We start from the raw sequence: 23,979 nt of genomic DNA, 5'->3' as shown, positions 1-23,979 counted from the left end.
TCGAGCGCATCCAACCGTTGAACGAGGTTCGGTTCTACCTTGTTCAGGGCTGAAAGGTTTCGGCCTTACCTCTCGGGTATGCAATCTATTACCATCTTGGGTTCTGAAGCGCGTTTCCGGTGGGACACAGAGGCGTACTGCTCAGCTGTTACATAATGTGATACTATAAGCTTCTCGGAGCTTCCGTGAACAGGTCATCTCGATCTCCTTATCGTCGATTGACTGCATAGTGGGGCAACAAGTAGCCGATATTACGCCCAGCCGTCGATTCAGATGTATATCACGAGTCTCATGAGCCGTCCGCCCCATCTCCGAATACCATGAGCTCTCCGTCAATAATCGTCGTGCTGTCATGTGCTTGGGTCCTACGATGTGACACACCTCTGTGGCGGTCCCCTCAGGTTGATGGAGAAGTGTCCGTAATGGTGGCGTCACCCTTTTTCCATGGGTAGCGATTCCATACAGTCCATCCGTGTTGTGTCAGGGAGTTTTGACTAACCCGTCGAGCGGTCCCCACCACAAGTATCTGCAATGCTGCTAAATCCCTAAAACCTGCTACTTCATGCCAGCGAACTCCTCGTCTGTTAGAACTCCCTGCTAGTGAAGGGACGCGAACTTAGCCAGTTCTTCAGCCCTAGAGGTGGCCGACTCAATCGAAGCCTCAGCCGAGAGGGAGGACTTCATGTTTGTCCTCACCTTTCTAAACCCCCGAGCAATTGCATCTCCCTGTCCGTGCATCATTCGGCTGATGGATGTTGTGCTACCAGCCACGGTCACAATGAGTTCCTCACCGATGGGCCTCCGCTTCGCAACGACCGAGTTGATCGCGGTGAGGGAGAACTCTTCACTGGTAGCACCGACGAAGCCTTTTGTCAAGAAGAACAAGCGCTCATCACTGAGCACTACCATCGACTGATTCCCCTGCCATGGGCCTTGGCCGATTGCCCGAAGTGTCTCTGTGGAGGAAAGATAGTGATCGACGGAGCGAAACTCACGCCAACCAGCGAGTTTGCTTACCTTGCTGAGCCACTCAACTGCATTCTTCAGCCCGCAACCGTCAAACACTTCCTCCGGCAAGTAGCGTGCGATCTCGTCGGCGACGGCAAAGTGCTTCGTGCCCGCCGGCATCTCGATTCGAAGCTCAGTCAAGGATCCATTGGGATGCGGTCTCTCTATAGCAGTATCGTCCACAGCCCAACGGTTCCTTGTCAACTTCGCCTTCGCATGGCCAATGACTGCCCCAGAAGCTACTTCAGGACTGAGATCAGCGATCTTGAAAGCGCTAAACAGGAGTTCCTTCGCTTCCTCGGGGCCAACGATTAGGCGTTAATCAACTGTACGAATAATCGACATGCCTTGCCCCGCCCCTATCATACGCCACCAACATCGGTGCACGACTTGGATCATGGGTAGCACGGATCCGATGCCGGTTTCGGTGCTGTGCAATTGACCAGTGGTGTTGAGGGTGAGACAAGTTCAGTCAATCGCACTGGGGCTAGTTCAGTCAAGTGCTGCAAATACGCGATAACCAGTTGATCTCGCACCCTCCGTGTGGTGGCAACTTTCAGCAAGAATGGGTTTCATACTGAGCGAGAGTACCCACAGAACCCTGCCTATTTGGCGTCTTTGGCACTCGGGTCCGAAGGGGTGCCAAAGGCGACCGTGATCTCCTGTTCTTGGCGGTAACGTTGCTGCTCTACGAGCGCGGTGAGTGCTGCCTTGTCTGCTGCAGTGAGTGGCGGTTGAACGAGGCTGCGGGGCCAGAGTTTTCTGACGTGAACGACATTCACCTCGGCTGCGTAGAGTGTGAGAGTGGCGGTGAGGCCAAGCCATGTGATGAGGCCAAGGACGAGCCCAAAGACACCATACGTTGCCGAAGCGTGTGCGAGTTCATGTCCGACGAGGAAGCCACCGAGTTGTTGGAGGGCACTCCAGGCGACGCCTGCGATCAACGCCCCGGGCAAGAGGTCCTTCGTGGGGATCATCTTGGGTGCCAAGAGGCGAAAGCCAACGACATAGAGTCCGAGGTTGATCGCGACAGTTCCGATGATCAACAGTACTTTACCGATCTCATGTCCTGCGAGCGTGGCAGTAAAGGTGGCGATCGAGGAGGTGACCAGGACGTTGACGCCCAAGATGGCGAGGATGCCAAAGTTCCGCCCTGTGCGTGGGAGAAATCCAGGCCGATCGGTCATGGGAACGTTCCAGACGGTTGCCATCGCTTCCTGTGCCGAGGACGCGATGCCTTGGGAACCCCAAAGGGTTCCGACGACTCCGACGACAAGCGCGATCGGACTGTGGGCATCGAGTGCGTGGACGCCTGCCTTGGAGCGTAGTTCGGGTCCGATGACGGGTATCTGCGCAAAGACGGTGTTCGAGATCCGGTGCGAGAGCGCAGGATCGTGGGCGAAGATGATCCCAGTCAAAGTAACAGCAACCAGCAGGAGTGGGAAAAGGGAGGCAAATCCGTAGTATGCGATGAGAAGTGCCCAGTTGGAGGCGGAGTCCTGCCCGTATTTGCGAAGAACGGCAAAGGCGAAGGCAAGTGGTCGCGTCCGTTGTTGGAGGCCATCGATTTTGCGCATGAGCTGGGCGATGTCGGGCATGTCGTTACATCCTAAAGGCCAACATGGCCATTGCCCTGCTCCCGATCAAGCGACTGGCATGGCAACCCTTGTGCATCTCGCATGCGTCGTCCGGATGTTTGGCATGCAGGGGGCCTGCGATCGCAGTGCCGTTGCCTCGCAGGAGTCCGGGCGTGTCTGCGGATATCATGACTATGCCTTTCGGCCCAGGAGCGATTGGCGACGATCGCTCATCGCAGGCACTATGTCGCCATCAGTAGGGGTTTCACGCCTCGCACGTGCGTGATTGGGCCCAGACACTAGGGGATCCCACGTTTGGGACCCAGATTGCGCCAGGACGCAGATCTCCCAACAGGGATAGCATGAAGGTATGAAGTATCGTAACCTTGGCCATACCGGTATGTACGTCAGTGAACTCTGCCTCGGCGCGATGATGTTTGGAGCTTGGGGAGAACCCGATCACGACGCCGCGACCCAGATTATTCACCGCGCCCTTGATGCGGGTGTGAACTTCATTGACACTGCTGATGTCTACTCTCAGGGAGAGTCTGAGGTGATCGTTGGCAAGGCCCTGAAAGGACGCCGCGATGAGGTGATTCTGGCGACGAAATTTCATGGACCGATGGACGTGGCGATGGGAACGCCCGGCGGTGACCCTAACAAGCGAGGCAACTCACGCCGTTGGATGATCCAAGAGGTTGAACAGAGTCTTCGGAGGTTACAGACCGACTGGATCGATCTCTACCAGGTTCATCGTCCAGATGCTGACACCGATGACGACGAGACGCTTGCTGCCTTAACCGACCTTCAGCGCCAAGGTAAGATTCGAGCCTTTGGTTCCTCGACCTTCCCCGCCGCAAGGATGGTCGAGGATCAGTGGATCTCCGAACGACGTGGCCTCGGCCGCTTCGTGACCGAGCAGCCGCCATATTCGCTACTCGATCGTGGCATCGAGCGTGAAGTACTGCCGATCGCCGAGAAGTACCATCTCGGTGTCCTCTCGTGGAGTCCATTGGCTGGAGGTTGGCTATCGGGCCGAATCCGTCGAGATCAGGGTGCTCCCCAGACGAGGAGAGCACAGATGATGCCGGCGCGTTTTGACCTCTCTTTGCCTGCTAATCAAGCGAAACTCGATGCGGTCGAAGACTTTGCCCAGCTTGCTGAGGACAGCGGCATCACACTGGTGCACCTCGCTCTGGCCTTTGTGCTGCAACACCCAGCGGTGACGAGCCCAATTATTGGGCCGAGGACGATGGATCAGTTGGAGAGTCAGTTGGGTGCGGTGGATGTGGAACTCAGCACAGAGGTACTCGATCGCATCGATGAGATTGTCGCCCCTGGGACTACGGTTGCTGACGACGGCAATGCCTACGTCACCGAGGCACTCGTCAACCCTTGGATGCGGCGGAGTCGGACGCGATGAGCATACGCACCGACCGTGTCCTCTGTGTTTGGCGCTGGTTCGCTGGGACGGGTCAATCGACCTTGCGCTCACGACAGGTCCTATGCGGCGAGCCCACGTTTTCGCCGATGGTGTAGTGGAGCGCGGGTGTTGATGAGCACCAAGAGCGGTGATCTCGTCGATGGGTCGTGTGAGCGATCAATGGGGATAGGGCGGCGCAGGACCGTACTTCGATTCCCTATCTTCTTTGATGACGTTCCAACAGCTCGGATCAGATGGGGCTGGGTGAGAGTGAGAGGCTACTGCTAGCGAGGCGTCCTTCCCGCGAGGTGATGAGGGCGGTAGATGAGCCGATCCAGGGTAGGAGGGCCATCGCTCGCGCCGGCGCGAGACGTATCGCCCTAGCGTGCTGACCTCCGCAGCAGTAGAGTCCCGTATCGAGGACGAAGAGGTGCTGAACGAGGGGACCAAGCCCGGGCCGAGCTTGCGGTGGTATCTCCTCCAGTTGTGGGTGCGGTATTCGGGTGGGTCTGAGAAGGGGGCCACCACTCCTTGATACGTGTCGTTGGTGGCGCGTCTTCTCGATACAGCTTGGTTGCTCATTCATCCAGGTTTCTTTACGCTTCGCTTTGTGCTCCACTAAGCCCGCGCACCTACCTTGATGAATGAAGCGTTGGAGTAACGAGTGATGATTGAGATTCTCACAACTGGTAGTGACAAGGTTCAAGGCAATGACGCGGATGGCGGGTTCGCCGATGGTCTTGCTGTGGTCGTTCGGGGCGAGTTCGGAAGGGGCAACGAACGAGCCGGTCGTTGGATGCCGACGATGCGCAGAGACACCGTTGCCCTGAATGCTTGGTTGTTTGGTGACCAGTTGCGTGAAAATCAGACAGAGGAAATGGAGGCGTAAAGATCATGGTACGACGTTCATCAGCTGGGAAACTCGCTATTGTCGGAGCCACCGCAGCGTTGGCGGTCGGTTTTTGGGGTGCCCAGACCGCACCGGTGACCCATTCCAAGGTCAATAACCCTAGTACTTTTGCGACCTCGCGGAGGAGCCTTGAGTCGAAGAACTCCTCGAACTCGCTCGCGACCCTCATTCAACAGTACAATCACAAGGTAGCGGCGACGCCGGCTTCCTCCTCAACAGGGAATGCCTCATCCCTCAAGATTCAGGCCCCATCGGGCATCGGTGCGATCGAGGGGACCCAAGTCCAACAGCAATTGTCCGCAACTGGCGGTAATGGTGGGCTACAGTGGTCGATTAACAGCAATCTCGGCTGGCTGCAGATAACGCCGAGTGGTTTGCTCTATGGCGTTCCGACGGCGCCAGGCAATGGCCATGCAACGATCACCGTCACCGACGCGGCAGGGCAGTCGAGTCAAGTCACCGTACCGGTTGTCGTTGATGTTCCTTCGGGCAACTGGTCGGGATACGTTGACTACTCGCCAAACGGGGTACCGTTTACCAGGGCGAGTGCTCAGTTTGTGGTTCCGACCATCTCCTCCTCGTTGCCGGCCTCGTGCCAGAGTGATGTCTCCGGTGGTATGAGCCTCTCTTGCTCATTGGCAGAGTGGGTCGGCATCGGTGGCACCTCCGGGAATCAGACCCTCATCCAAGCAGGCGTCTATGAGATCCCCGACCTGACGACGGGTTCCGTGAAGATCGTTCCGTGGGTTGAGAACTTACCGTCACCCTCGCAGACGGTTCCCAATATGAATGTTGCGCCAGGCAATGACATGCAAGTCACAGTTGCGCAGGTGACGGGCACCGAGTGGAAGGTGACGGTCGCTGACCTGACCACTGGACAGTCGGTGAGTGGGACCGGAAATTATTATGGTTTCGGTGACAGCGCTGACTTCATTGTGGAAGCGCCAACGACCGCTGCAGGTCAGACGGCCCCGACGCCCTTCTCGAGTCCGATCAAGTTCTTCGACGTGAAGGTATCGAGTTCAGCTCAGGCTAGTCAAGTGATGGTACCTACCGCGATGGTCCAGTCAGGGAATGTGGCCACGTATCCGGGACAATTCCATAGCTCCTATAGCGGTTTCAAGGTCTACTACGACGACCAGCAGAGCTAAGTTTCCTCCTTGCCAACAAGGGAGGTGGCCACAGAATATTGTTGGCCGCCTCCCGTATTGGTGGTGGTGAAACGACGCTAGGTGAGGAGCGTGATGGGGAGGTCAGGCCATGGTCTGGGGTCGGGATCGGGTGCGAACTCGCCGGTCGTTGGGTCGATCGCGTAGGTCCAGCGCGCTCCATGGTTGGCGATTTGAGTGAGTGATGCGGCGAGGTAATCGACATCCTCGTGGGTCGTGCCGATTCCCACGCTCATGCGTACCGCTCCAGGGAGGCGAGGCCGTCGGCCAGCCTTGAGTTCGGCCCGCAACGACGTGGCTTGATCATCGGAGACGTTGAGTAACTCAAGAATCAATGGGTGGGCACAGAAGCATCCGTGGCGTACGCCGATTCCGTATTCAGCGCTCAAGATTGCAGCGAGATGACTGTGATCGTAGGGGGCAAGGTTGAAGGTTACCACCCCGATTCGCGGTGCCTCAGGTTCCCAGAGGCGATACAGTTCGATCCCTGGTACCTCGCCTAGGCGCTGGCGAGCGTACTGGGCGAGGCTGATCTCTTCGGCTGCGAGTTTGTCCATCCCGTAGTTGGCTAGCGTGTCACAGGCGATGGCCATCGCGACTGCGCCAAGAACATTGGGCGACCCTGCCTCGTGCCGGGGTGCACCGCTCGACCAGAGAACCTCGGTCGGAGTGACGAAGTCGACCGCACCCCCGCCGCGGAGATAGGCAGCTGCGCTGTCAAGCCAGTCAGCTCTCCCGATCAGCACGCCTGCCCCATAGGGGGCGTAGAGCTTGTGACCCGAGGCTGCAAGATAATCGACGTCGAGGGAGGTCATATCGATGGGGAGGTGCGGGGCCATCTGCGCAGCATCGACGACGATGCGTGCCCCATGGTCGTGGGCCAACCGCGTCAGCTCGGCGATCGGCCAGACCTCTCCGGTGACATTTGAGGCACCGGTGACCGCCACCAGAGTGGTATCCGGGTGTTGGGTGAGGTAGTCGGAGAGTGCCTGGATTGCGACGCTGGCACTCGTTGGCATAGTGAGGTAGTGGATGCTGCCCGGCGTCTGTGCCCAAGGCAGAAGAGTCGCATGGTGCTCGGAGGTAAAGGCCACAACCCTCGCTCCAGCTGGAAGACAGCTTGCCAGAAGGTTCATCGAGTCAGTGGTGTTACGTGTGATGATAACGGTATCAGTTGGACGTCCGTGGAAGAATCGACGGAGCGTTTCGCGTGCACCCTCATAGGCAGCGGTGGAGATCTGTGATTTCCTACCCGCACCACGATGAACGCTGCTGTAATAGGGGAGGAACGCCTCGAGTTTGGCAGCGACGTCAACCAGAGCCGGGGTGCTGGCCGCATAGTCAAGGTTGACATAGCGACGCCACTCGCCGGAGACGAGGGGAACCTCGACCGAAGAACCTACTAGGTCGAGCTGGTGATGCGGTGATGCGGTTGTTGCGGCCTCGGAGACTGGGTTGGTGGTCATGCGTCTGTTCCTCCATCTAAGTTGACCGTCAGCAAAGCGTTGTCGAAGGCTCCATCGAGAAAGGCCTGGGTGACCATCTCGAGAGCGTCGTCAAGCTGGGTATGGATCTCTCCTACAGCGAGGGTTGTCTCGCCGGCCTCAAGTGCGGAGATCAGCGAGCGGTGTTCGTGGATGATCGCAGCCCCGCGGTCGCTGTGTTGGAGGCCAAGGTACAGGAGCCGTTCCATCTCATCGAGGAGCGGGCTGAGCAGGTCGACGAGTCGGGGATTACCCGAGGCTCTGGCTACGGCTTGATGGAACTCTCTGTTGGCCCGTAGGAATCGTTGAATGCTCTCCGGATCGGCTGGATCATAGGTGTCGGCACAGAGCTGATCGAGTGCGCGTAACTGCTCGCCGTCAACCCTCCCCGCCGCTAATCGGGTTGTCTCGGACTCAATGAGTCGGCGTACGTCAAAGAGATTGCGGACATCGCCCATGGCGATGGGGGCGACGGCGTAGCGACGAGCGGCGAGTAACACGATGAGGCGATCGTGGCGTAGTCGCGCCAACGCCTCACGGACTGGTGTCCGACTCGAACCGACCAGCTCAGCGGCCCCCAATTCAGTGAACTCAGCGCCAGGAGCTAACGTCCCGCGAAGAATCATACCTTTGAGGACACGGTAGGCATCGTTGCTCCGTGAAGCTCTTACATTCGGTATACCAACTACCATTCCTACCACCATACCCTATCGCTGTTGAGAGGTCGGCACGTGGTGGTCGTTGTGTCGATGGGCAAGTCGAGGGTATGAGCAGTGCCGCGGTCGTCCTTGGGGAGCCATTGAGCACGCTGCTCTGCAGGGGGTGGGGCCCGCGACAAGAGCAGCCGCACGCTAGTCAATCGAGTGGCTGATCATGGCTGTCGATGGGTGCATCGAGGGGATCGGTTCGCTCCTGGTGGCATCACTGGGTAGATTGGTCTCGGTGACACAAAGTGAGGAGACCGGCGGTGCCTTCATCACTCGGACGCAGCTTAGGCTTGGCAGTTCTGATCATTGATGGTTCCCAAAATGTTGAGAAATAGCTGGTGGACGCTGGCGGGTCACTCCATGGTGAGTTGGTGGCTTGAGAGTGGCAACTGCGCTGTCATGGGTTGAGAGGCAAATAAGGGGTCGATGATGGACGGATTGAATTTCACCCGGCAAGATGCGGCGAGCTACTTTGGAGAGCGCGAGATCCAAAAGGGTGAAGGCTATCTCCATCGGGTGGATCTGCAGTCGGTCACTGTCGATGCCATTGTGGCCAACGTGCAGGGGACGGCCGTACGGCCATATCGTGTGGTCGTGCACTTCGCCAGCAATCGCATGCTCTCGATCTGCACCTGCCCGGTGTCGACGCGCTGCAAACATGGTGCTGCAGCGGCCCTTGTGGCCTTGCGGACCCCGAAGCCGGACAGGGGACCGGAGATCCGGTCCCAGGCCAAGGAGTGGCTTGAGGACGTACGGCGTGCGGTCGTTGCGACACCTCCAGCGATGGAAGATGGCGAGCAGGCGGTGGCCATTATCTGGAGAATTTTGCCCGGCGAAGACCGATTGCCCCCTCGTTTGGCATGTTTCAAGACCCGCCGGGAGGAGAATGGAGGGCTCGGCCCCAAACTCGAACCGTGGACGAGCTTTCGCCATATCTTGAAGATCCAACCTACCTTTGTGACGCCGATCGATTTCGACGCCATCAGGATGCTGCTTTTTGACGCGGTGAAACCCAATGAGTACCAATTCGATTACTTCGGGCTTGGGGGAGTGTACGCATCAAGGGCCCTCGAGTTACTAGCGGGGACGGGTCGTCTCTTTGGACGGCCAAATGCCGGGTCCCCACTGAAGTTTGGTGACCCACGGACAGGCGTGCTTCGGTGGCGGGTGGTGAGCAGCGGGGAGCAAGTCCCCGTTCTTGATGTTGGTGAGCGTGATGCTTGGTGTCTGCCGACAAAAGATGAGATCCTCTACATCGATGAGCAGGCCGGAGAGATCGGTTCTGTCATCACGGAAGCGCCGAAGCACCTTGTTAGCGCTATCCTACGAGCTCCGGCACTGAATCCTCTTGAAGCCAAGCGTGCGAAGGAGGTGCTGCAAAACGTTGGTCAACCGATTGCCCTGCCGAGTGAAAGGCCGGACAAGACACTCCCAACAGTAAAGGCGCCATTGGTGCCAGCACTTGTCGTCTCGAGTGCGCCGGTGCCCCAGCATGGCGGAACCTGGATGCTACGGATGAGCGATGGGATGATCGATTTTGCACGTGCAGAGTTTCGCTATGGTGAGGTCGTGGTCGAAGTCGGCGAAGAAGGCGAGCTCATCGAGACGAGCGAGCAGCGAACTGTACACCTTACCCGTAACAAGAGGGCAGAGAAGAAGGCACGAAAAGAGCTAGCGTCGATACAACTCGAAGAGCTCAGCCCCTCCGTCGTCAAAGCATTGGGTGGCCCAGCGACGCGGCTCGCCTTTGGAACTGTTAGCCCAAGCAAATGGGAGAAGTTCATGGGCGAGACCGTGCAAGAGCTCAGGAGCAAGGGTTGGCAGGTAGAGATCGATCCAATGTTCCGTTATTACCACGCGACGGTCTCTGCCTGGCATCTCGATGTAGAGTCGAGCCAGGAGGGCTGGCTTGACCTCGATCTCGGTATCACCGTTGACGGTGAACGCTTCGATCTCGGCAAGCTGCTGATCGGGTTGTTCAATCGGGATCCACGGTGGCTCAGCCCAGGAGGTCTCTCGCGGATCGACGACGATGAGGTGATCTACCTGAAGCAACCTGATTCTCCCCGGGTGGCCGTGGAGGCGAGAAGACTCAAACACATCGTGGGAACCTTGATCGATCTGTTCTCTCGAAGCGCCGATGACCTACGCCTGTCGGTCTTTGACGCTGGCCGCGTGAAGGCTCTCGTCGGGGATCACCAGTGGGATACGACGGGACTCGATCGAGTGCTTGGACTCGCTGGTGCCCGGCTCACGGGAGAGGGTCCAGCGCTGGTTGAACCACCGCGAGGACTCATGGCTGACCTGCGACACTATCAACGTGAAGGTCTGTCGTGGTTGCAGTTTCTGCGCGCACATGATCTTGGTGGGATCCTCGCTGACGATATGGGGCTCGGCAAGACGCTGCAGACGCTTGCCCATATTCTGACCGAGAAGGAGGCGGGCCGGCTGGTTTCGCCAGCCCTGGTCGTCGTGCCGACGAGCCTGATCAACACCTGGCAGGACGAGGCGTCTCGTTTTGCTCCAGAACTCAGTGTCCTCACGCTGCATGGACCCGATCGTAAAGCGTCCTTTGCAACGATTGGGGAACACGACATCGTCCTCACGACGTATGCGCTCATCTGGCGTGATATCGCAGCCCTCCAGGAGCAGTCCTTTCACCTCTTGGTCCTTGATGAGGCACAGAACGTGAAGAACCCTACCGCGAAGGCGTCGAGTGCTATACGCCAGCTCAACGCGATTCACCGCCTGTGCCTGAGTGGAACGCCGATCGAGAATCATTTGCTTGAGCTCTGGTCGCAGTTTGATATCCTGCTCCCAGGGTTTCTCGGCGATCGCAACTTCTTCCGCGAGGTTTGGAGTACACCGGTCGAGGTGCACCATGATCTCGATCGCCTCCACGTGTTGGCTCAACGCGTCCGGCCCTTTATTCTCCGACGAACGAAGTCTGAGGTAGCGGCTGAACTCCCGGCTAAGAGTGTGGTGATCCAGGCGGTGGAGATGGAACGTGCACAACACGATCTCTACGAGTCGGTACGAGCAACGATGGATAAACGGATTCGCGATGAGATTGTGAGCCGTGGCATCGAACGGAGCCATATTATCATTCTGGATGCCTTGCTCAAGTTGCGACAGGTCTGTTGTGACCCACGACTTCTCAAGAGCAACACGGCCAAACGGGTCACCAGCTCTGCCAAGCTCACCGCGCTCATGGAGATGATTCCGGAGCTGATCGAGGATGGCCGAAGGATTTTGTTGTTTTCCCAGTTTACGGAGATGCTTGATATTATTGCAGCTGAGTTAGCGAAGGCAAAGCTCGATTTTGTTACCCTACGAGGCGATACCAGGGATCGCAAGACGCCCGTTGATCGATTCCAGAATCGGGAAGTACCTCTCTTTCTGATCAGCCTGAAGGCCGGCGGTGTCGGACTCAACCTGACGGCGGCCGACACGGTGATTCACTACGATCCGTGGTGGAATCCCGCCGCGGAGGATCAAGCAACCGATCGTGCCCACAGAATTGGGCAAACTAAGCCGGTTTTTGTCTATAAGCTCATCGTCGCAGGCAGCATCGAGGAGAAGATCCTCGCACTGCAGGAGCGAAAGGCCCAGTTGGCCGCTGGGGTGCTTGATGAAGCGCAGGCGAGTTCGGTCAAGTTCGGCCAGGATGACATCTCCTCGCTGTTGAGTCCGTTGCCGATCAAAAGCCGGTAACGACGCGTACTGGCCCGACAGCGATGGCATCACTGCGTTAGCAAGTCGCATGGCTTGTGGAACGATCACAGGTCAAGTCCTGTGATCAGCAGTCGCCATCACTGGAGGACGTTGGTAGTGGCGGTCGCTCCTGTATGACAGATTGGTAATCCCATTTCAATATAATCTAGAATTGTAAGATATAGTACAAGAAACTGGTAAACGACGATCGTGCTCGACGAGGTGGACGGAGCCAGTTTGAGGTTCACCAATGGGGGGTCAACGGATGGGAGATCGCGAGGATCGGTGCGGTGTCTGCGGTATCGCGACGGGGAGGCATGGCCGTGCTCGTCTTTGATCCCGACGATGCCGGCTATCTCAGCGAATTGGCGGACTATGTAGCCATACCCAGCGTCAGTCGAGATGCGACACCAACGGTGATGAGGGCGGCGGCTCAGTGGCTTGTCGATCAGCTCTCCTTCGCCAATGGTCATCTCGTGGAGACAGCGGGTCATCCTGTGGTAATGGGCGAGTGGCTGGGTGCTGAGGGGGCACCGACCGTTCTCATCTATGGCCACTACGATGTGCAGCCCACGGGCCAACTTGAGGAGTGGATGAGCGACCCGTTCTCCTTGACGGTGGATGGGGAGGTGATGCGAGGACGCGGTTCGACCGATGACAAGGGTCCGGTCTATATCGTCCTCAAGGTCGCCCAGGCCTTTATCGACCAAGAGGGTCGTCTGCCCCTCAATGTCAAGTTCCTCTTCGAGGGCGAGGAGGAGATCGGGAGTCCCCATCTCCCCGCATTCGTCGCAGAACACGTTGCGCTGTTGGGCGCCGACCTTGTGATCTCGGCTGATGGCGCCATGTGGCGTCCCGACGAACCATCACTCTCCATTGGTTCTAAGGGTCTTCTCTCCATGGATCTTGTCGTGACCGGTGCGGAAGGGGACCTGCATTCCGGGCGCTATGGTGGGGTGGTCGCCAACCCTGTCCATGCCCTCTGCGAGATCATCGCCGGTCTGCATCACACCGATGGTAGCGTGGCGGTGGCGGGCTTCTACGACGGCATAGCGGCGCTGAGCGATGAACGACGAGGAGCGATAGCAGCGGTCTCCTTTGATGAACAGGAGTTTCTGGAGGGCTTGGGGCTCCGACAGGGATTTGGTGAAGCGGGTTACTCTCTATTGGAACGGTTGTGGGAGCGCCCTACGTTGGAGGTCAACGGTGTGAAAGCCGGTGGCAAGTACACGGTGATCCCTCACAGGGCCGTCGCGAATATCTCTTGCCGCCTGGTTCCGGACCAGGAACCGGATGCGGTGGTCGCTGCCTTGCAAGCCCATTGCGCGGCTATCACGTTACCCGGAGTCGATGTCGAGCTCAACGTTGATCCAGCACGCAGTCGGGCCTACACGATCGACGCCGATCATCCAGCGATCAGCGCAGCGAAAGTTGCACTAGCCAGTGTCTATCCGACCCAAGAGGTGTTGCTCGCCAAGATCGCCGGCACGCTGCCACCGGTGACGCTGTTTGAGGAGTTCCTCGGGGCCAAGACACTCTTTTTCTCCTTCTCAACGGCCGATGAGAGGTTGCATGCCCCCAACGAATATCTGCGCATTCGTCGGTTGCGAGAGGGCATGCTCGCCTGGGAACAACTCTGGCGCCTATTGGCCTCCGGACCGTACCGACTTCAGCCTTTGGCGCAGAGGGAATCGAGGATCAGCGATGGCGAATGAGGATCGACCGGACTTCACCGAACCAGAGAATTCCCACCCCTACCTGGCGTATACCTATCTTGGCCCCGACGCCGGTCTCTCCACGATTGAGTTGGCGCCTGAATTCGATCGGGTCCCCGCATATAAGGAGGGGTTAACGGAGGGAGAACGAGATCGGGCGCAGCGGCTTCTTGCCGAGAGTTTGGTGATCAGCTTCCATGACCATCCGGTTCGCTTCCCGCTTCGCATGGAAGAAACTCCCGAACACTACCGAGCGGGACGTCAGTACACGGCTTATGCCGGCCTCGAGGCCTCGGGCATGACGGTGGTGTTCGACAACATGATGGACGGTACGGCATGTGTCACTGGTAAAGCTCCATGGCGCTGGGACGATGTGATCGCTGATCTCGGTCACCGGCTCGCCGATCTCGCTCACCAGGATCGGGTCGTTCCGATTCGCTCCTTGGCCGATATCGATCGGGTCTATGGATCTGGCCAGATCGGGATTGTCTTCGGTCTGGAGGGGGCAATGCCGATCGAGAACGAGCTGGACCGGCTCGACATCCTCTTTGGTTTGGGTATTCGCCAGATTGGCATCGCCTATTCGGATGCCAATGCGCTCGGGAGTGGCCTCAATGAGCCCACTGACGGGGGCCTCACCTTGTTTGGAAGGCGGGCGGTGCGTCGAATGAATCAACTCGGTCTTGCGATTGACGTGTCACACTCCTCGGATCGGACGGCTCTTGACGCTTGCGAACACAGCGAGCAGCCAGTGTTTATCACCCATGCGGGAGCACGGTCGATATGGAACACACCACGGATGAAGCCTGATGCGGTCCTGCGTGCGGTTGCTGAGAGCGGTGGGGTGATCGGTATGTCAGCGGCTCCACACACCACCATCTCTCCAGCGCATTCTCGCCACTCTATCGAGTCGGTGATGGACCATCTACTCTACTGTATCGATCTCGTTGGCATCGAACATGTGGCCTTCGGACCGGACACCCTCTATGGCGATCATGTGCAGATGCACAAGGTTTTTGGTTCACTACTCGGCATCGGTGAGCGGCCCCAGACACCCCCGTACGAACCGGTCCCCTATGTCGATGGGCTTGAGAATCCGACGGAGAACTTCACCAACATCTCGAACTGGTTGGTCAAGCATGGGTTTACCGATGAGGACATCCAAGCCGTCATCGGCGGCAATATCTATCGCGCGCTCGGATCAGTGTGGCCGAAGTGATCGATGGCGAGCATCGGTAGCCCGGTCTCCACGTACCGGATGGGTCCATAGACGTTGAACAAGGAGAAGGAATGCGTGTCGTTATCAACGAGAATGAGCTAAACGTTGAGGTTTTTGGTGCAGAGGGTCTTCCTGTGCTGATTGCCCATCACGGTGGAGGTGGGATCGGGTCGCTCAGCGAACCAAAAGCGACCTTTGCTCCCTTATCAGACATGGTGAGGGTAGTGGTCTTTGACGCCCGGGGTTGTGGACTGAGTGAAGGTAAGCCTCCGTTTTCTCATGCCCAGTGGGCCGCCGATATCGATGGACTGCGTGAGTGGATGGGTGTTGAACAGGTCTTAGTCGCGGGGGGATCCTATGGGGGCTTCATTGCCATGGAGTATGCGATTGCCTATCCTGACAGAGTGCAAGCAATGCTATTGCGAGATACCTCCGCTGACAACTCAAACCTTGCCCGTGCCTACGAGAATGCTCGCAACCAGACGCGTATCGAAATTAATTGGGAGAACTTCGATCGCTACTGGAAAGGAGAGATCTACGACGATGAGGATCTGAAGGCGAGGTGGGCTGAGATCATCCCACTCTATGATTTTGCGTATGACCCCGTAGAGGCACAGCGTCGGGTGGATGCGGGCATCTATCGGCATGAGGCGCATAACTGGTGTTTTCAGCACAATATGCCAGCCTATGATTTGCGCGCACAGCTGCCCAAGGTTCGATGCCCAACGTTGGTGACGGTCGGCCGAACCGACTGGGTGACTCCCGTCTCGTATGCTGAAACCATTGCTGCACTGATCCCAAACGCGGAACTCGTTGTCTTTGAGAGGTCGGGACATTCACCCCAGATCGAGGAGTTTGCCGCGTTCCAGGCGGTGATGCGGGAGTTTCTTACCAAAGCCCTTGACGAACAAAACCCACAAGCGTAGAGATCACCTTTCCCTCTCTTGCGGTCCCACCGGGTGCGATACGAGCATCACTCGTGCCCTTGTCCATTGGTCAACCATGTCGGGGAGAACCTGGTTGCTCGCTTATCCCTGCTTGGTAGCTCACGTGTAGGCAGCTGCATCGAGGTGGTCGATGGACCCTCACCGGATCGCCAGCACCCATCGCGTTGGCTACACCGGCGTGGAGGTAACGCACTAGGTTACTGCCTGCTGACAAACGCTGCGGGTCAACTGGTTGGCGACACCATCGGCGCGATGTCATAGGGTGCCTGGAGCGTCGGGTATCGACGGGAATTGCACTATCGTCCCTCGCTTGCAGGTCCTGCTGGAAGCCTCCCTTGTGGCGCTCGATGGGAACGCATTCCACAATCTCTGTCTACGGTTGGCAGGTAGCTACCACTTCCACCTGGGATGGAGTCCTTCTGGAGGAGGAGCGTAGGCCTCGCCCTCAGCGCGGTTGCGGGGAGATCGACAGCTGCCCTATCCGGGCCGGAGCTACCTCGCCATCCTCTCCACGTCTTCTAGGTTGGGATTGGAAGTAAGCGTTCAACATTTGCATGGGCGATCTTGTGCCGATCGCTGAGAGAGAACGGTATGGTATCGAGAAAGGCTCGAGCCTCTTCGTTGCGTGCAAAAGGATAATCGACGGAAAAAATCAGTCGGTCGACACCGACAACCATTGCGGCACACAGCAACGGAGGGAGAGTGAAGTAGCCCGAAGTGGTGACGTAGAAATTCTCACAAAAGGTTTGGCTGATCGAGCGGGTCAGTTCGGGGGTGACACGCCCGAGGGTCGCCTCGGCTCTCGCGAGCGAAAATGGGACGTTTTCACCCATGTGGCCGATGATGATCTGGAGCCCTGGGAACCTCTCGAAGACTCCAGTGACGATGAGACGTAACGCGTGCAGGCCCGTTTCCGCGTGCCATCCCCAACCACTTGTAGAGAGGACCTGTGCGATATCGGGCTTGAGATCACCATAGTATGCATCAAATACGGCCGGGACAGGGGGTGTCGGGTGCAGATAGATCGGAACTCCGAGCTCCTCTGCCTTCGCAAACGTAGGATACAAGCTGGGTGAGTCGCAGAAGACACCGTTCGCATGGCCATGGATCATCGTACCGCAGAATCCGAGGTCGTTGATCGCTCGCTCAAGTTCGGCTGGACAGGACTCCGGCTCAGGGGTGGACAGTGAGGCGAATCCTCCGAATCGATCAGGATGGGTAGCGATGATGGCCGCGAGCCTGTCGTTCCACCTCGTCGCCTCTGCGGCACTGGCGGCATTCGGTGGCGTCGAGGCGAGTACTTGAAAGGAGATCCCATGGCGATCCATGTCAGCGATGCGCTGTTCACCCACCTCGTCGAGGAGCGTGCCGAGCTCGTTGGGGTAGTTCGTCGCGCCACCTCGCGCTGCCTCAAGGTCCCGCGGGGCATAGTGTTCTTCGATAGCGACGATCCGCATCCCTGGCTCCCTCCAGTCGGCACTGGCGACAATCCTACCAAAGGGATAGCCCATTTGTCGCTGAGGAGGTGCGGTGACTCCGGTGTCGGCGGAGTGACCTACTGGACGAGCGAGTCAGAGCGTAGTCCCTTGTCGTGGATCGATCACCGATGCGAAGCGTACCATGGCGTGATACATGCGTCGAGCTGGGACGGACTGGGTGACCAAGCGCTGTCAAGCTAGCGCCAGGCAACCAAGGGTACCCTCCTTTGCGCCTTCCCGATGCGGCTTTGTACCCTTTTGTACCCTGGGTAGGGCCTCGCCGCGGCAATGGAGTGTGGCGGGCATGGGCTGCGGAGCGGACCTATCATCTCATGTCCGGTCACGTCGATCACCGAGGGGTTGAGTTGCTGGCATGGAGGCGCGCCGATGCCACTCGATCCGCCCTCGGCAATCCCTCGATCGGGTCAGGCAGCAGTACCTTCACTCCGAGCGATGGCTCGGCCGTATTCGCGTGCCGTTGTCTCTGCCGCTGCACGCATAGTGGCAGCGAGCTCCTTGAACTCATCCAATGCGGGGTTCACACCGACCAGGGTGAATTCTGCTTCAACGATGCGAAGGTCGAGTTGGAAGACATCAGCGAAGATACGCCGCATCCATGGTGTCGCATGATCCCATCCCTCTCGTGGTGTTCCTGCCCCATAGGCTCCTCCTCTAGCGGTCACCAGCACGGCCGGTTTCCCCGCAAGCGGGCTTGTCTCGGCGCTCATGCGCGAATCGGTGATGATCAGATCGACCCAGGCCTTCAGGTGTTGGGAGACGCCATAGTTATAGAGGGGAGCCGCCACAATGATCGCATCTGCATCGAGCAACTCGTCGGTGAGTTCGGCGACGAGCGCTAGTGCGTCACGCTGTTGGGGCGTCCGCTCGTTGGAAGGGGTGTAGGCGGCCATCACGGCTAATGGCCAGATGGTTGAAGCAATCGGATCCTTGCCCAAATGGCGGGTGATGACACGACCGTCAGGGTGAGCGTCGCGCCACTCCTGCTCGACGATGTCGGCCATCTGGCTGCTGTGCGATCCCTCGGTGCGAATACTGGCGTCAAGGCGGAAAAGTTGCAAGGTCGTATCCTCCTACTAGCTACTATTAACCAATATACTAGGAAAACACTAGTAATAAGCCTCACGCTGTGATCGACGGGGTGGAGATAATTCGGTTAGCATTGCCCCATGGAGTCCTCGCGAGATGCATGCGCCGTCCGGCACTGTGATGCAGGGCTGGTGCGCGCCTTCGAAGTGCTAGGAAAGCGTTGGAGCGGGCTCGTGCTGGGAACACTCAGTAAGGGGCCAGCGAGCTTTTCGGAGATGCGAAGGTCCCTCGCTCCGATCACCGATTCGGTGTTGTCTGAACGATTGAACGAGCTGGTCGCGGCTGGACTCTTGACAAGATCCGTCAAGGCTACACGGCCACCGGGGGTGAGCTATGAGCTCACTACGGCGGGAACGGCGATCATTCCCGTGCTGGACGAACTGGCCAGATGGGCGACTGAACATCTCGTGAGTCGGGAGGCTGAACTCGCAGAGCACGACCCCGCGATCATGTCGCGCGCTGATCGCTAGCGCCACTCTCGGTTGATGACCCAGTCGCAGTGGTAGCGACTGACCGATTGGTGTGTGTCAGCGTGGTTGGTCCACAGGTTGGCGAGGTGTCGGAATCTCAGACCTGGGACTGACTGCTGATCGTTGCGGGATGACCAGTGAGGTGTGTAGTTAGCAGTGCCAAGCCGCATCGTTCACCTCGACGCCCAGGCTGGTGATCAAGGACAGAGCGCAAACCCGGATCGTCGGTCGCGGTCCCGAGCTCGATCATCACCCCCGTCGTGACGTCGCGCACACGATCGAAGCAGGCGGATGTGGCACAAGATGCCAACCATGTTGGCTTGAACCCTGGAGTTGGGTCATCGACCTTGCCGATACCCATGCCTCGAGCGTGGCCGAACAAGGAATGTCGTTGAACGGTTTCCATGAACGGGTCCCGATGGTGGCGCGGAAGAACCCCACCTCGTCGTCGATCTCGCCTTGTGGTGTTGGTGGCGACCAAAACCGCTGTGATGAGGTCAGATTGACTGACGCAATCCTAGATTCGCCCTAACCTTCTATAACCATCGGACCGATAGGTGATAATATCCGGATAACGGCATGGGAACAAGCAATCGTCGCTTCAGGGAAGCTACGACACGAGTAAAGCCATGACAAAAGTAGAGGAGCTGCCATGGGAGTAGGGCAGATAGGTTGGAGGGCCGGTGGGCCAGAGTCGATATTCCAACGGCTGATGGATGAGACGATGGAACTGGTCCCTGCGGCCGATGGTGTGGCTGTCGAGATCGCCCAAGGGGATGTCCTCTACCAGATCGCTGGGTCCGGCCGGTTGTGTCGCCCTGCTGACAAGCAAATCAGGGTCCAAACGAGCACCTCTGGTCAGACGATGAGGATGGGCACAGTGCAAAACTGTCCTGAGATCGCTAGTGCAGCTAGCTCAACGAGAGCGATCTGGAGGGAGTTGGGGATCAACTCCATGCTGTACGTTCCCCTCCTTCGCGGGAAGGAAAGCATCGGAGTTTTGCTGCTAGCTTCTCCTCTGCCTCATGCCTTTTCACCGGAAGATGTACTCCAGCTCTCGAGTGTGGCTGATTTTGTGGCCAGCGTGACCGGTGCGGTCCTTGACTTCATCGACGTGACTGAGAAGGCCGAGATCGCCACCACCCGTGGCCAGCTCACCCACCTCGTCCCCGAACTCGCCACCGATGAGTGCCCCTTCGCCCTTGCCCGCTCAAGTTTTATCACCAAGGTACTCCAACCCGAGACCCAACGGCGCGCCAGTAAACGTCGTCGGATCGAGAAGATGATGCGAACCGACGCGCTCACGATGGTCGCACAACCCATCATGCGTCTTGATGAATCGCGTCGGATCACCGAGGTCGAGGCGCTCGCTCGATTCCATACCACCCCACCTCGGGCGCCTGACTACTGGTTTCACCAGGCAGCTTCAGTCGGCCTCGGGGTTGCCCTCGAACTCTTCGCGATCCGGCGTGGGCTTGAACTTCTCGCGCGATTGCCGAACCCCATCTCCCTCGCCATCAACGCGGGCCCTACGACTTTTATGTCGGACGAGCTCTGTAAGATGCTCGGTACCGTTGACGCGACGAGGGTGATCGTCGAACTTACCGAGCACACGGACATCGTCGACTCTCCGCAGCTCCAAGAGGCCTGCCAGAACCTTCGTGATCTCGGTTGTAAAATCGCCATCGATGATACCGGTACTGGCTTTGCTAGCCTGGCCGTCGTCCTCCAGGTGGCCCCGGATATCATCAAACTCGATCGGGAGTTGACCAGGGGGATCGACACCCATCCCGTGAGAAGAGCCTTGGCGAGCGCGCTTGTGATCTTTGGTAACGAGATCGGGGCTGAGGTGGTCGCGGAGGGGATCGAGACCGTCGAGCAGCTCAACACCCTCGTCGATGTTGGCGTTCGCTATGGCCAGGGCTTTTATCTCGCCCGACCCGCTCCACTTGCCGAGTTGGACCCACTCTTGGCTAGGCACCATCCACGGCATCGGGGACACGCTCGTTTTGAACGCGAGAGCTCCCCCGATGCACCGGTGATCGATGCTCGGAGGCAATCGCCTCATGCCAAGAATCCTTCGGTGGGATAACTGCAGGCTGACTCGTCGTCGGCATCGCCATCGGCGAAGCGTGTCCATCGGGCTCAGGCTCTGTCACTCAAGGGAGGCAGGATGAGAAGCTGGGGGTGGCGGGCGAGGAATGTAAAGCGTTGGTGATCGGAGCGGATGTTGTGGCCCGTGATGGACGGTGCTGTCCAGGCGCCGCTGCGGTGGTAGCCTTGGGCCGCCCCTGGTGATGAGACACGGGGAAGCTGTTGCTCTTTGAACGTAGCTAGTGGTGCGGGGGTTCGGTCCATGTCGTGGCACTCCTCCTGTCGTTCGGCAGAGATGGTATCGGTGTGGACGGGACGACTGAGCAACTTTGCTACTTCGATTTGAGTTGCGCACTCAGGTGCCGAAGTTGACTATAGGGAGTAGACGAGGGGTCGATCTTGGGTTGTGAAAGTTGTCAGGGGTTTGTACCGTCTAGGCCGCCAGATATGAGCGACCCACACGTCCTTGTGATTCATCAGGAGGAGTTGCGACGAAGGGTTGCCGGTGGTTTGCGCAAGGCGGGGATCGGATATCGGCAGGAAGGGGCTGTCCTCATGCCCCAAGACGTCGACCTCGCGTACGTGGTCTCGGTCATTGGTGCCGATACGCGTCTCACCGCCTACCAACGTGAACAGATCCGCGTCATCGAACACGATGCGTCGGTGGCTATCGACAGCAATACGTTGCGCAGCGTGACGACCGTCGAACACCTCCTCGGCACTCAGGATGCTCCAGAGGTTGAGGATTGTCTCGAACGCAAGGCGTTAGAGACGCATTTCCAACCGATTGTCTCCGTTGAATCCTCGCAGGTGATTGCCTACGAGGCGCTCAGTCGAGGGCGAAGTCGTTCTGGGGCGTTGATCTCTCCGCTGCGGTTATTCTCGTATGCGCAAAAGATGGACGCCATCTTTTTTCTCGATCGTCTCTCGCGGGAGACGGCGATTGCAACGGCGGCGAAAATCGAACTTGACGGCCGGATCTTCATCAACTTCCTTCCCAATGCTATCTATGATCCACGCCAGTGTCTGAGGACGACACTGGCGATTGCTGAGCAGCATCAGTTCGACCCCAGTCGCATTGTCTTTGAAGTCACCGAGAGTCAGCAGATCCTTGACTTTGCCCATCTCAAGAGGATTTTTCGCTACTATCGCAGTCATGGTTTCCAGGTGGCGCTCGATGATGTTGGTAGTGGCTACGCAGGCCTGAATACGATTGCAGGTCTGTTGCCGGATGTCATCAAGATTGATCGAGAGTTAATCGCTGATATCGACAGTGAACCCCTGAAGCGTGCACTTGTGGGTGGGCTGATTCAAGCCGTGAGAAGCGAGGGAATCGAGGTCGTCGCGGAAGGAGTCGAGACCGTGGCAGAGCTTAGCTGTGTCATCGACCTCGGTGCGACGCTGATCCAAGGTTTTATCTTTGCCAAGCCAGCGGCCCAACCCGATCGCGAAGTCCATTGGCCCCTGCTTTGATCTAGCGCCGGTGGGTGCATGAGGACGAGTTACTACCTCCTTCATGATCGATCATGGGACCATGATCGATGAGCGTCGAAGGTGCTGAGTTGGCTCGATGTCTCGTCTCCCGCCGGGTGAGGACCCAGATGACCACAAAGGCGGTCCAACCCACTGCGATGATGATCCAATAGGAGATCAGCCGATACACCAGCACCGCGGTGATTGCATCATGGGTGCTGACCGCGAAGGCCACCAGCACCCCACTCAGGCTCCCCTCGATCGTTCCGAGACCTCCCGGTGTGATCGGCAGGATTCCGACGATTTGACTCGCGCTATAGGCCAATACCACGGAACTCCACGGGATAGCCAGGTGAAGTGCCGGAAAGACGAGGATCAGACAACCGAGATCGAATCCCCATTCCCCAAGCCCGAGCAGCCCAAGCAGCCCCGCATCCCGTGGACCGATGCGGAAGTGAGCCAGCATGTCGTGTGCCCGTTGGAGCACCCGTTCACTCGGCAATCGAACGCGGCGAGGCGCATACTTGATGCCACGGGCAACGAGGTTCAGAGTCCAAAGCCAGAGCGATACACGCGTCAAGACGATCACCATCACGACGAGGAGCATGATCGCAACGAGGATCAAGACCAGATCAGGTGTCCCGTGCTGTCCCAGGATCGCAGCGAATGAGGCTCCGATGAGGAGCAGGATGGAGAGCCCGAGCGCGAGGGCAACCAACACCGCCACCATCACCCAGGCAGCGTTGGATCGGTCGACACCATGCCTGCGATACTGCGTGAAGCGAAAAGCGCTGGAGAAGAGCGGTTCGCCGGGCAGGGAGTCGGCGATTGCATCGGTGGCGAGAGTGAGTCCAAAGAGTGAGGCAAAACGGATATGGTGACCGGTGAGGGTGAGGAGTTGACGTTGTAGAAGTGCATAGCACGTGATGGAGGCTATCTCTGATCCAATGGCGGCGAATGCCCAGGCGAAGTTGAGATGGGTGAGCCGATGCAGGGCAAAGATGAGTTCCGAGCGTGAGCCAAAGAGGAGTACAAAAACGACGACGATTACGATAACGCTGAGCAGGGTACGAAGAAGCAGCCGTCTTGACCGTTGCTGAGGACCCATAGGCCCATCGTACTGGCTGTGTGGCATGGGTTGAAGCCAAAGAGGAGCGAGGATAGGCATGGAAGAGTTCCAAGGCAAGATCGGTAAAGATTGGCGAACCTCGGTACCGTGGTGGCCGCCCCAACCAAAACCAAAAGTCGGCACACCCAACGTGGTGCTCATCGTACTCGATGATGTAGGCTTTGCCCAGCTGGGTTGCTATGGGTCAAATATCGCAACACCGCGCATCGATGCGCTAGCTGACAAGGGTGTCCGCCTTGCCAACTTCCATACGACCTCACTCTGTTCGCCTACCCGAGCCTGTCTGCTTACCGGTCGCAATCATCATCGCAGTGGGATGGGCAGAGTAGCCGATCTGGCCATCGGTTTTCCTGGA

19 protein-coding genes are annotated in these 23,979 nt (G+C 58.2%); 11 read left to right on the top strand and 8 right to left on the bottom strand.

Features of this window, described 5'->3' with window-relative positions:
- Window positions 1–597: 597 nt before the first annotated feature.
- Both M7439_RS10330 and M7439_RS10325 read right to left on the bottom strand, forming a co-directional pair.
- Window positions 598–1,149, bottom strand: coding sequence for a PH domain-containing protein (locus M7439_RS10330; protein WP_298349228.1), 552 nt, complete (start codon window positions 1,147–1,149; stop codon window positions 598–600).
- A 464-nt stretch (window positions 1,150–1,613) separates the two neighbouring features.
- Window positions 1,614–2,606 carry a YihY/virulence factor BrkB family protein gene (locus M7439_RS10325; protein WP_298343857.1) on the bottom strand — a complete coding sequence of 331 codons (993 nt, stop codon included), beginning with the start codon at window positions 2,604–2,606 and terminating at the stop codon, window positions 1,614–1,616.
- Window positions 2,607–2,955: 349 nt separating this feature from the next.
- Between M7439_RS10325 and M7439_RS10320 the strand changes: the two genes are divergently transcribed.
- From M7439_RS10320 to M7439_RS10310, 3 genes are all read left to right on the top strand, one after another.
- A complete protein-coding gene (locus tag M7439_RS10320; RefSeq protein WP_298343854.1) occupies window positions 2,956–4,008 on the top strand; it encodes an aldo/keto reductase in 1,053 nt (350 codons plus the stop codon).
- Between the two features lie 664 nt (window positions 4,009–4,672).
- Entirely contained in the window at window positions 4,673–4,897 is a 225-nt protein-coding gene (locus M7439_RS10315) for a hypothetical protein (RefSeq protein ID WP_298442438.1), read from the top strand.
- Window positions 4,898–4,902: 5 nt separating this feature from the next.
- Window positions 4,903–6,069: a G1 family glutamic endopeptidase gene (locus M7439_RS10310; RefSeq protein ID WP_298343847.1), complete on the top strand. Its 1,167-nt coding sequence runs from the start codon at window positions 4,903–4,905 to the stop codon at window positions 6,067–6,069.
- Window positions 6,070–6,146: 77 nt separating this feature from the next.
- Here the strand turns inward: M7439_RS10310 and M7439_RS10305 are convergent, their stop codons facing one another.
- Both M7439_RS10305 and M7439_RS10300 read right to left on the bottom strand, forming a co-directional pair.
- The gene (locus M7439_RS10305) at window positions 6,147–7,553 is read right to left on the bottom strand and encodes an aminotransferase class V-fold PLP-dependent enzyme (RefSeq protein WP_298343844.1); all 1,407 of its coding nucleotides are present in this window, start codon (window positions 7,551–7,553) and stop codon (window positions 6,147–6,149) included.
- Window positions 7,550–8,263, bottom strand: coding sequence for a GntR family transcriptional regulator (locus M7439_RS10300; RefSeq protein ID WP_298343842.1), 714 nt, complete (start codon window positions 8,261–8,263; stop codon window positions 7,550–7,552). Before M7439_RS10300 ends, M7439_RS10305 begins: the two co-directional genes overlap by 4 nt.
- A gap of 441 nt (window positions 8,264–8,704) precedes the next feature.
- Between M7439_RS10300 and M7439_RS10295 the strand changes: the two genes are divergently transcribed.
- From M7439_RS10295 to M7439_RS10280, 4 genes are all read left to right on the top strand, one after another.
- Entirely contained in the window at window positions 8,705–11,992 is a 3,288-nt protein-coding gene (locus M7439_RS10295) for an SNF2-related protein (protein ID WP_308464489.1), read from the top strand.
- A 290-nt stretch (window positions 11,993–12,282) separates the two neighbouring features.
- Window positions 12,283–13,707, top strand: a complete 1,425-nt coding sequence (locus M7439_RS10290) for a M20/M25/M40 family metallo-hydrolase (RefSeq protein WP_298343836.1) — start codon at window positions 12,283–12,285, stop codon at window positions 13,705–13,707.
- Window positions 13,697–14,926, top strand: coding sequence for a dipeptidase (locus tag M7439_RS10285; protein WP_298343832.1), 1,230 nt, complete (start codon window positions 13,697–13,699; stop codon window positions 14,924–14,926). Before M7439_RS10290 ends, M7439_RS10285 begins: the two co-directional genes overlap by 11 nt.
- A 71-nt stretch (window positions 14,927–14,997) precedes the next feature.
- Window positions 14,998–15,852, top strand: a complete 855-nt coding sequence (locus M7439_RS10280) for an alpha/beta fold hydrolase (protein ID WP_298343829.1) — start codon at window positions 14,998–15,000, stop codon at window positions 15,850–15,852.
- A gap of 539 nt (window positions 15,853–16,391) precedes the next feature.
- Here the strand turns inward: M7439_RS10280 and M7439_RS10275 are convergent.
- Entirely contained in the window at window positions 16,392–17,330 is a 939-nt protein-coding gene (locus M7439_RS10275; protein ID WP_298343826.1) for an amidohydrolase family protein, read from the bottom strand.
- Between the two features lie 446 nt (window positions 17,331–17,776).
- Entirely contained in the window at window positions 17,777–18,430 is a 654-nt protein-coding gene (locus tag M7439_RS10270) for an FMN-dependent NADH-azoreductase (protein WP_298343824.1), read from the bottom strand.
- A 108-nt stretch (window positions 18,431–18,538) separates the two neighbouring features.
- On the opposite strand from M7439_RS10270, the gene M7439_RS10265 reads away from it, so the two are divergent.
- Entirely contained in the window at window positions 18,539–18,928 is a 390-nt protein-coding gene (locus M7439_RS10265; protein WP_298343822.1) for a helix-turn-helix domain-containing protein, read from the top strand.
- A gap of 652 nt (window positions 18,929–19,580) precedes the next feature.
- The gene (locus M7439_RS10260) at window positions 19,581–21,020 is read left to right on the top strand and encodes an EAL domain-containing protein (protein WP_298343817.1); all 1,440 of its coding nucleotides are present in this window, start codon (window positions 19,581–19,583) and stop codon (window positions 21,018–21,020) included.
- A 53-nt stretch (window positions 21,021–21,073) separates the two neighbouring features.
- On the opposite strand, the gene M7439_RS10255 is transcribed toward M7439_RS10260, so the two are convergent.
- The gene (locus M7439_RS10255; protein WP_298442435.1) at window positions 21,074–21,349 is read right to left on the bottom strand and encodes a hypothetical protein; all 276 of its coding nucleotides are present in this window, start codon (window positions 21,347–21,349) and stop codon (window positions 21,074–21,076) included.
- Between the two features lie 120 nt (window positions 21,350–21,469).
- On the opposite strand from M7439_RS10255, the gene M7439_RS10250 reads away from it, so the two are divergent.
- Window positions 21,470–22,495, top strand: coding sequence for an EAL domain-containing protein (locus M7439_RS10250; protein WP_298343811.1), 1,026 nt, complete (start codon window positions 21,470–21,472; stop codon window positions 22,493–22,495).
- Window position 22,496: 1 nt separating this feature from the next.
- Here the strand turns inward: M7439_RS10250 and M7439_RS10245 are convergent, their stop codons facing one another.
- Window positions 22,497–23,603 carry a lysylphosphatidylglycerol synthase transmembrane domain-containing protein gene (locus tag M7439_RS10245; RefSeq protein WP_298343808.1) on the bottom strand — a complete coding sequence of 369 codons (1,107 nt, stop codon included), beginning with the start codon at window positions 23,601–23,603 and terminating at the stop codon, window positions 22,497–22,499.
- 58 nt (window positions 23,604–23,661) lie between these two features.
- On the opposite strand from M7439_RS10245, the gene M7439_RS10240 reads away from it, so the two are divergent.
- A partial coding sequence (locus M7439_RS10240) for a sulfatase-like hydrolase/transferase (protein WP_308464488.1) occupies window positions 23,662–23,979 on the top strand: 318 nt, incomplete at its 3' end.

Source organism: Ferrimicrobium sp. (assembly GCF_027319265.1).
Lineage (GTDB): Bacteria > Actinomycetota > Acidimicrobiia > Acidimicrobiales > Acidimicrobiaceae > Ferrimicrobium.
Note: the sequence above shows the minus strand (reverse complement) of the source record. Positions and strands in the feature narration are given on the sequence as shown.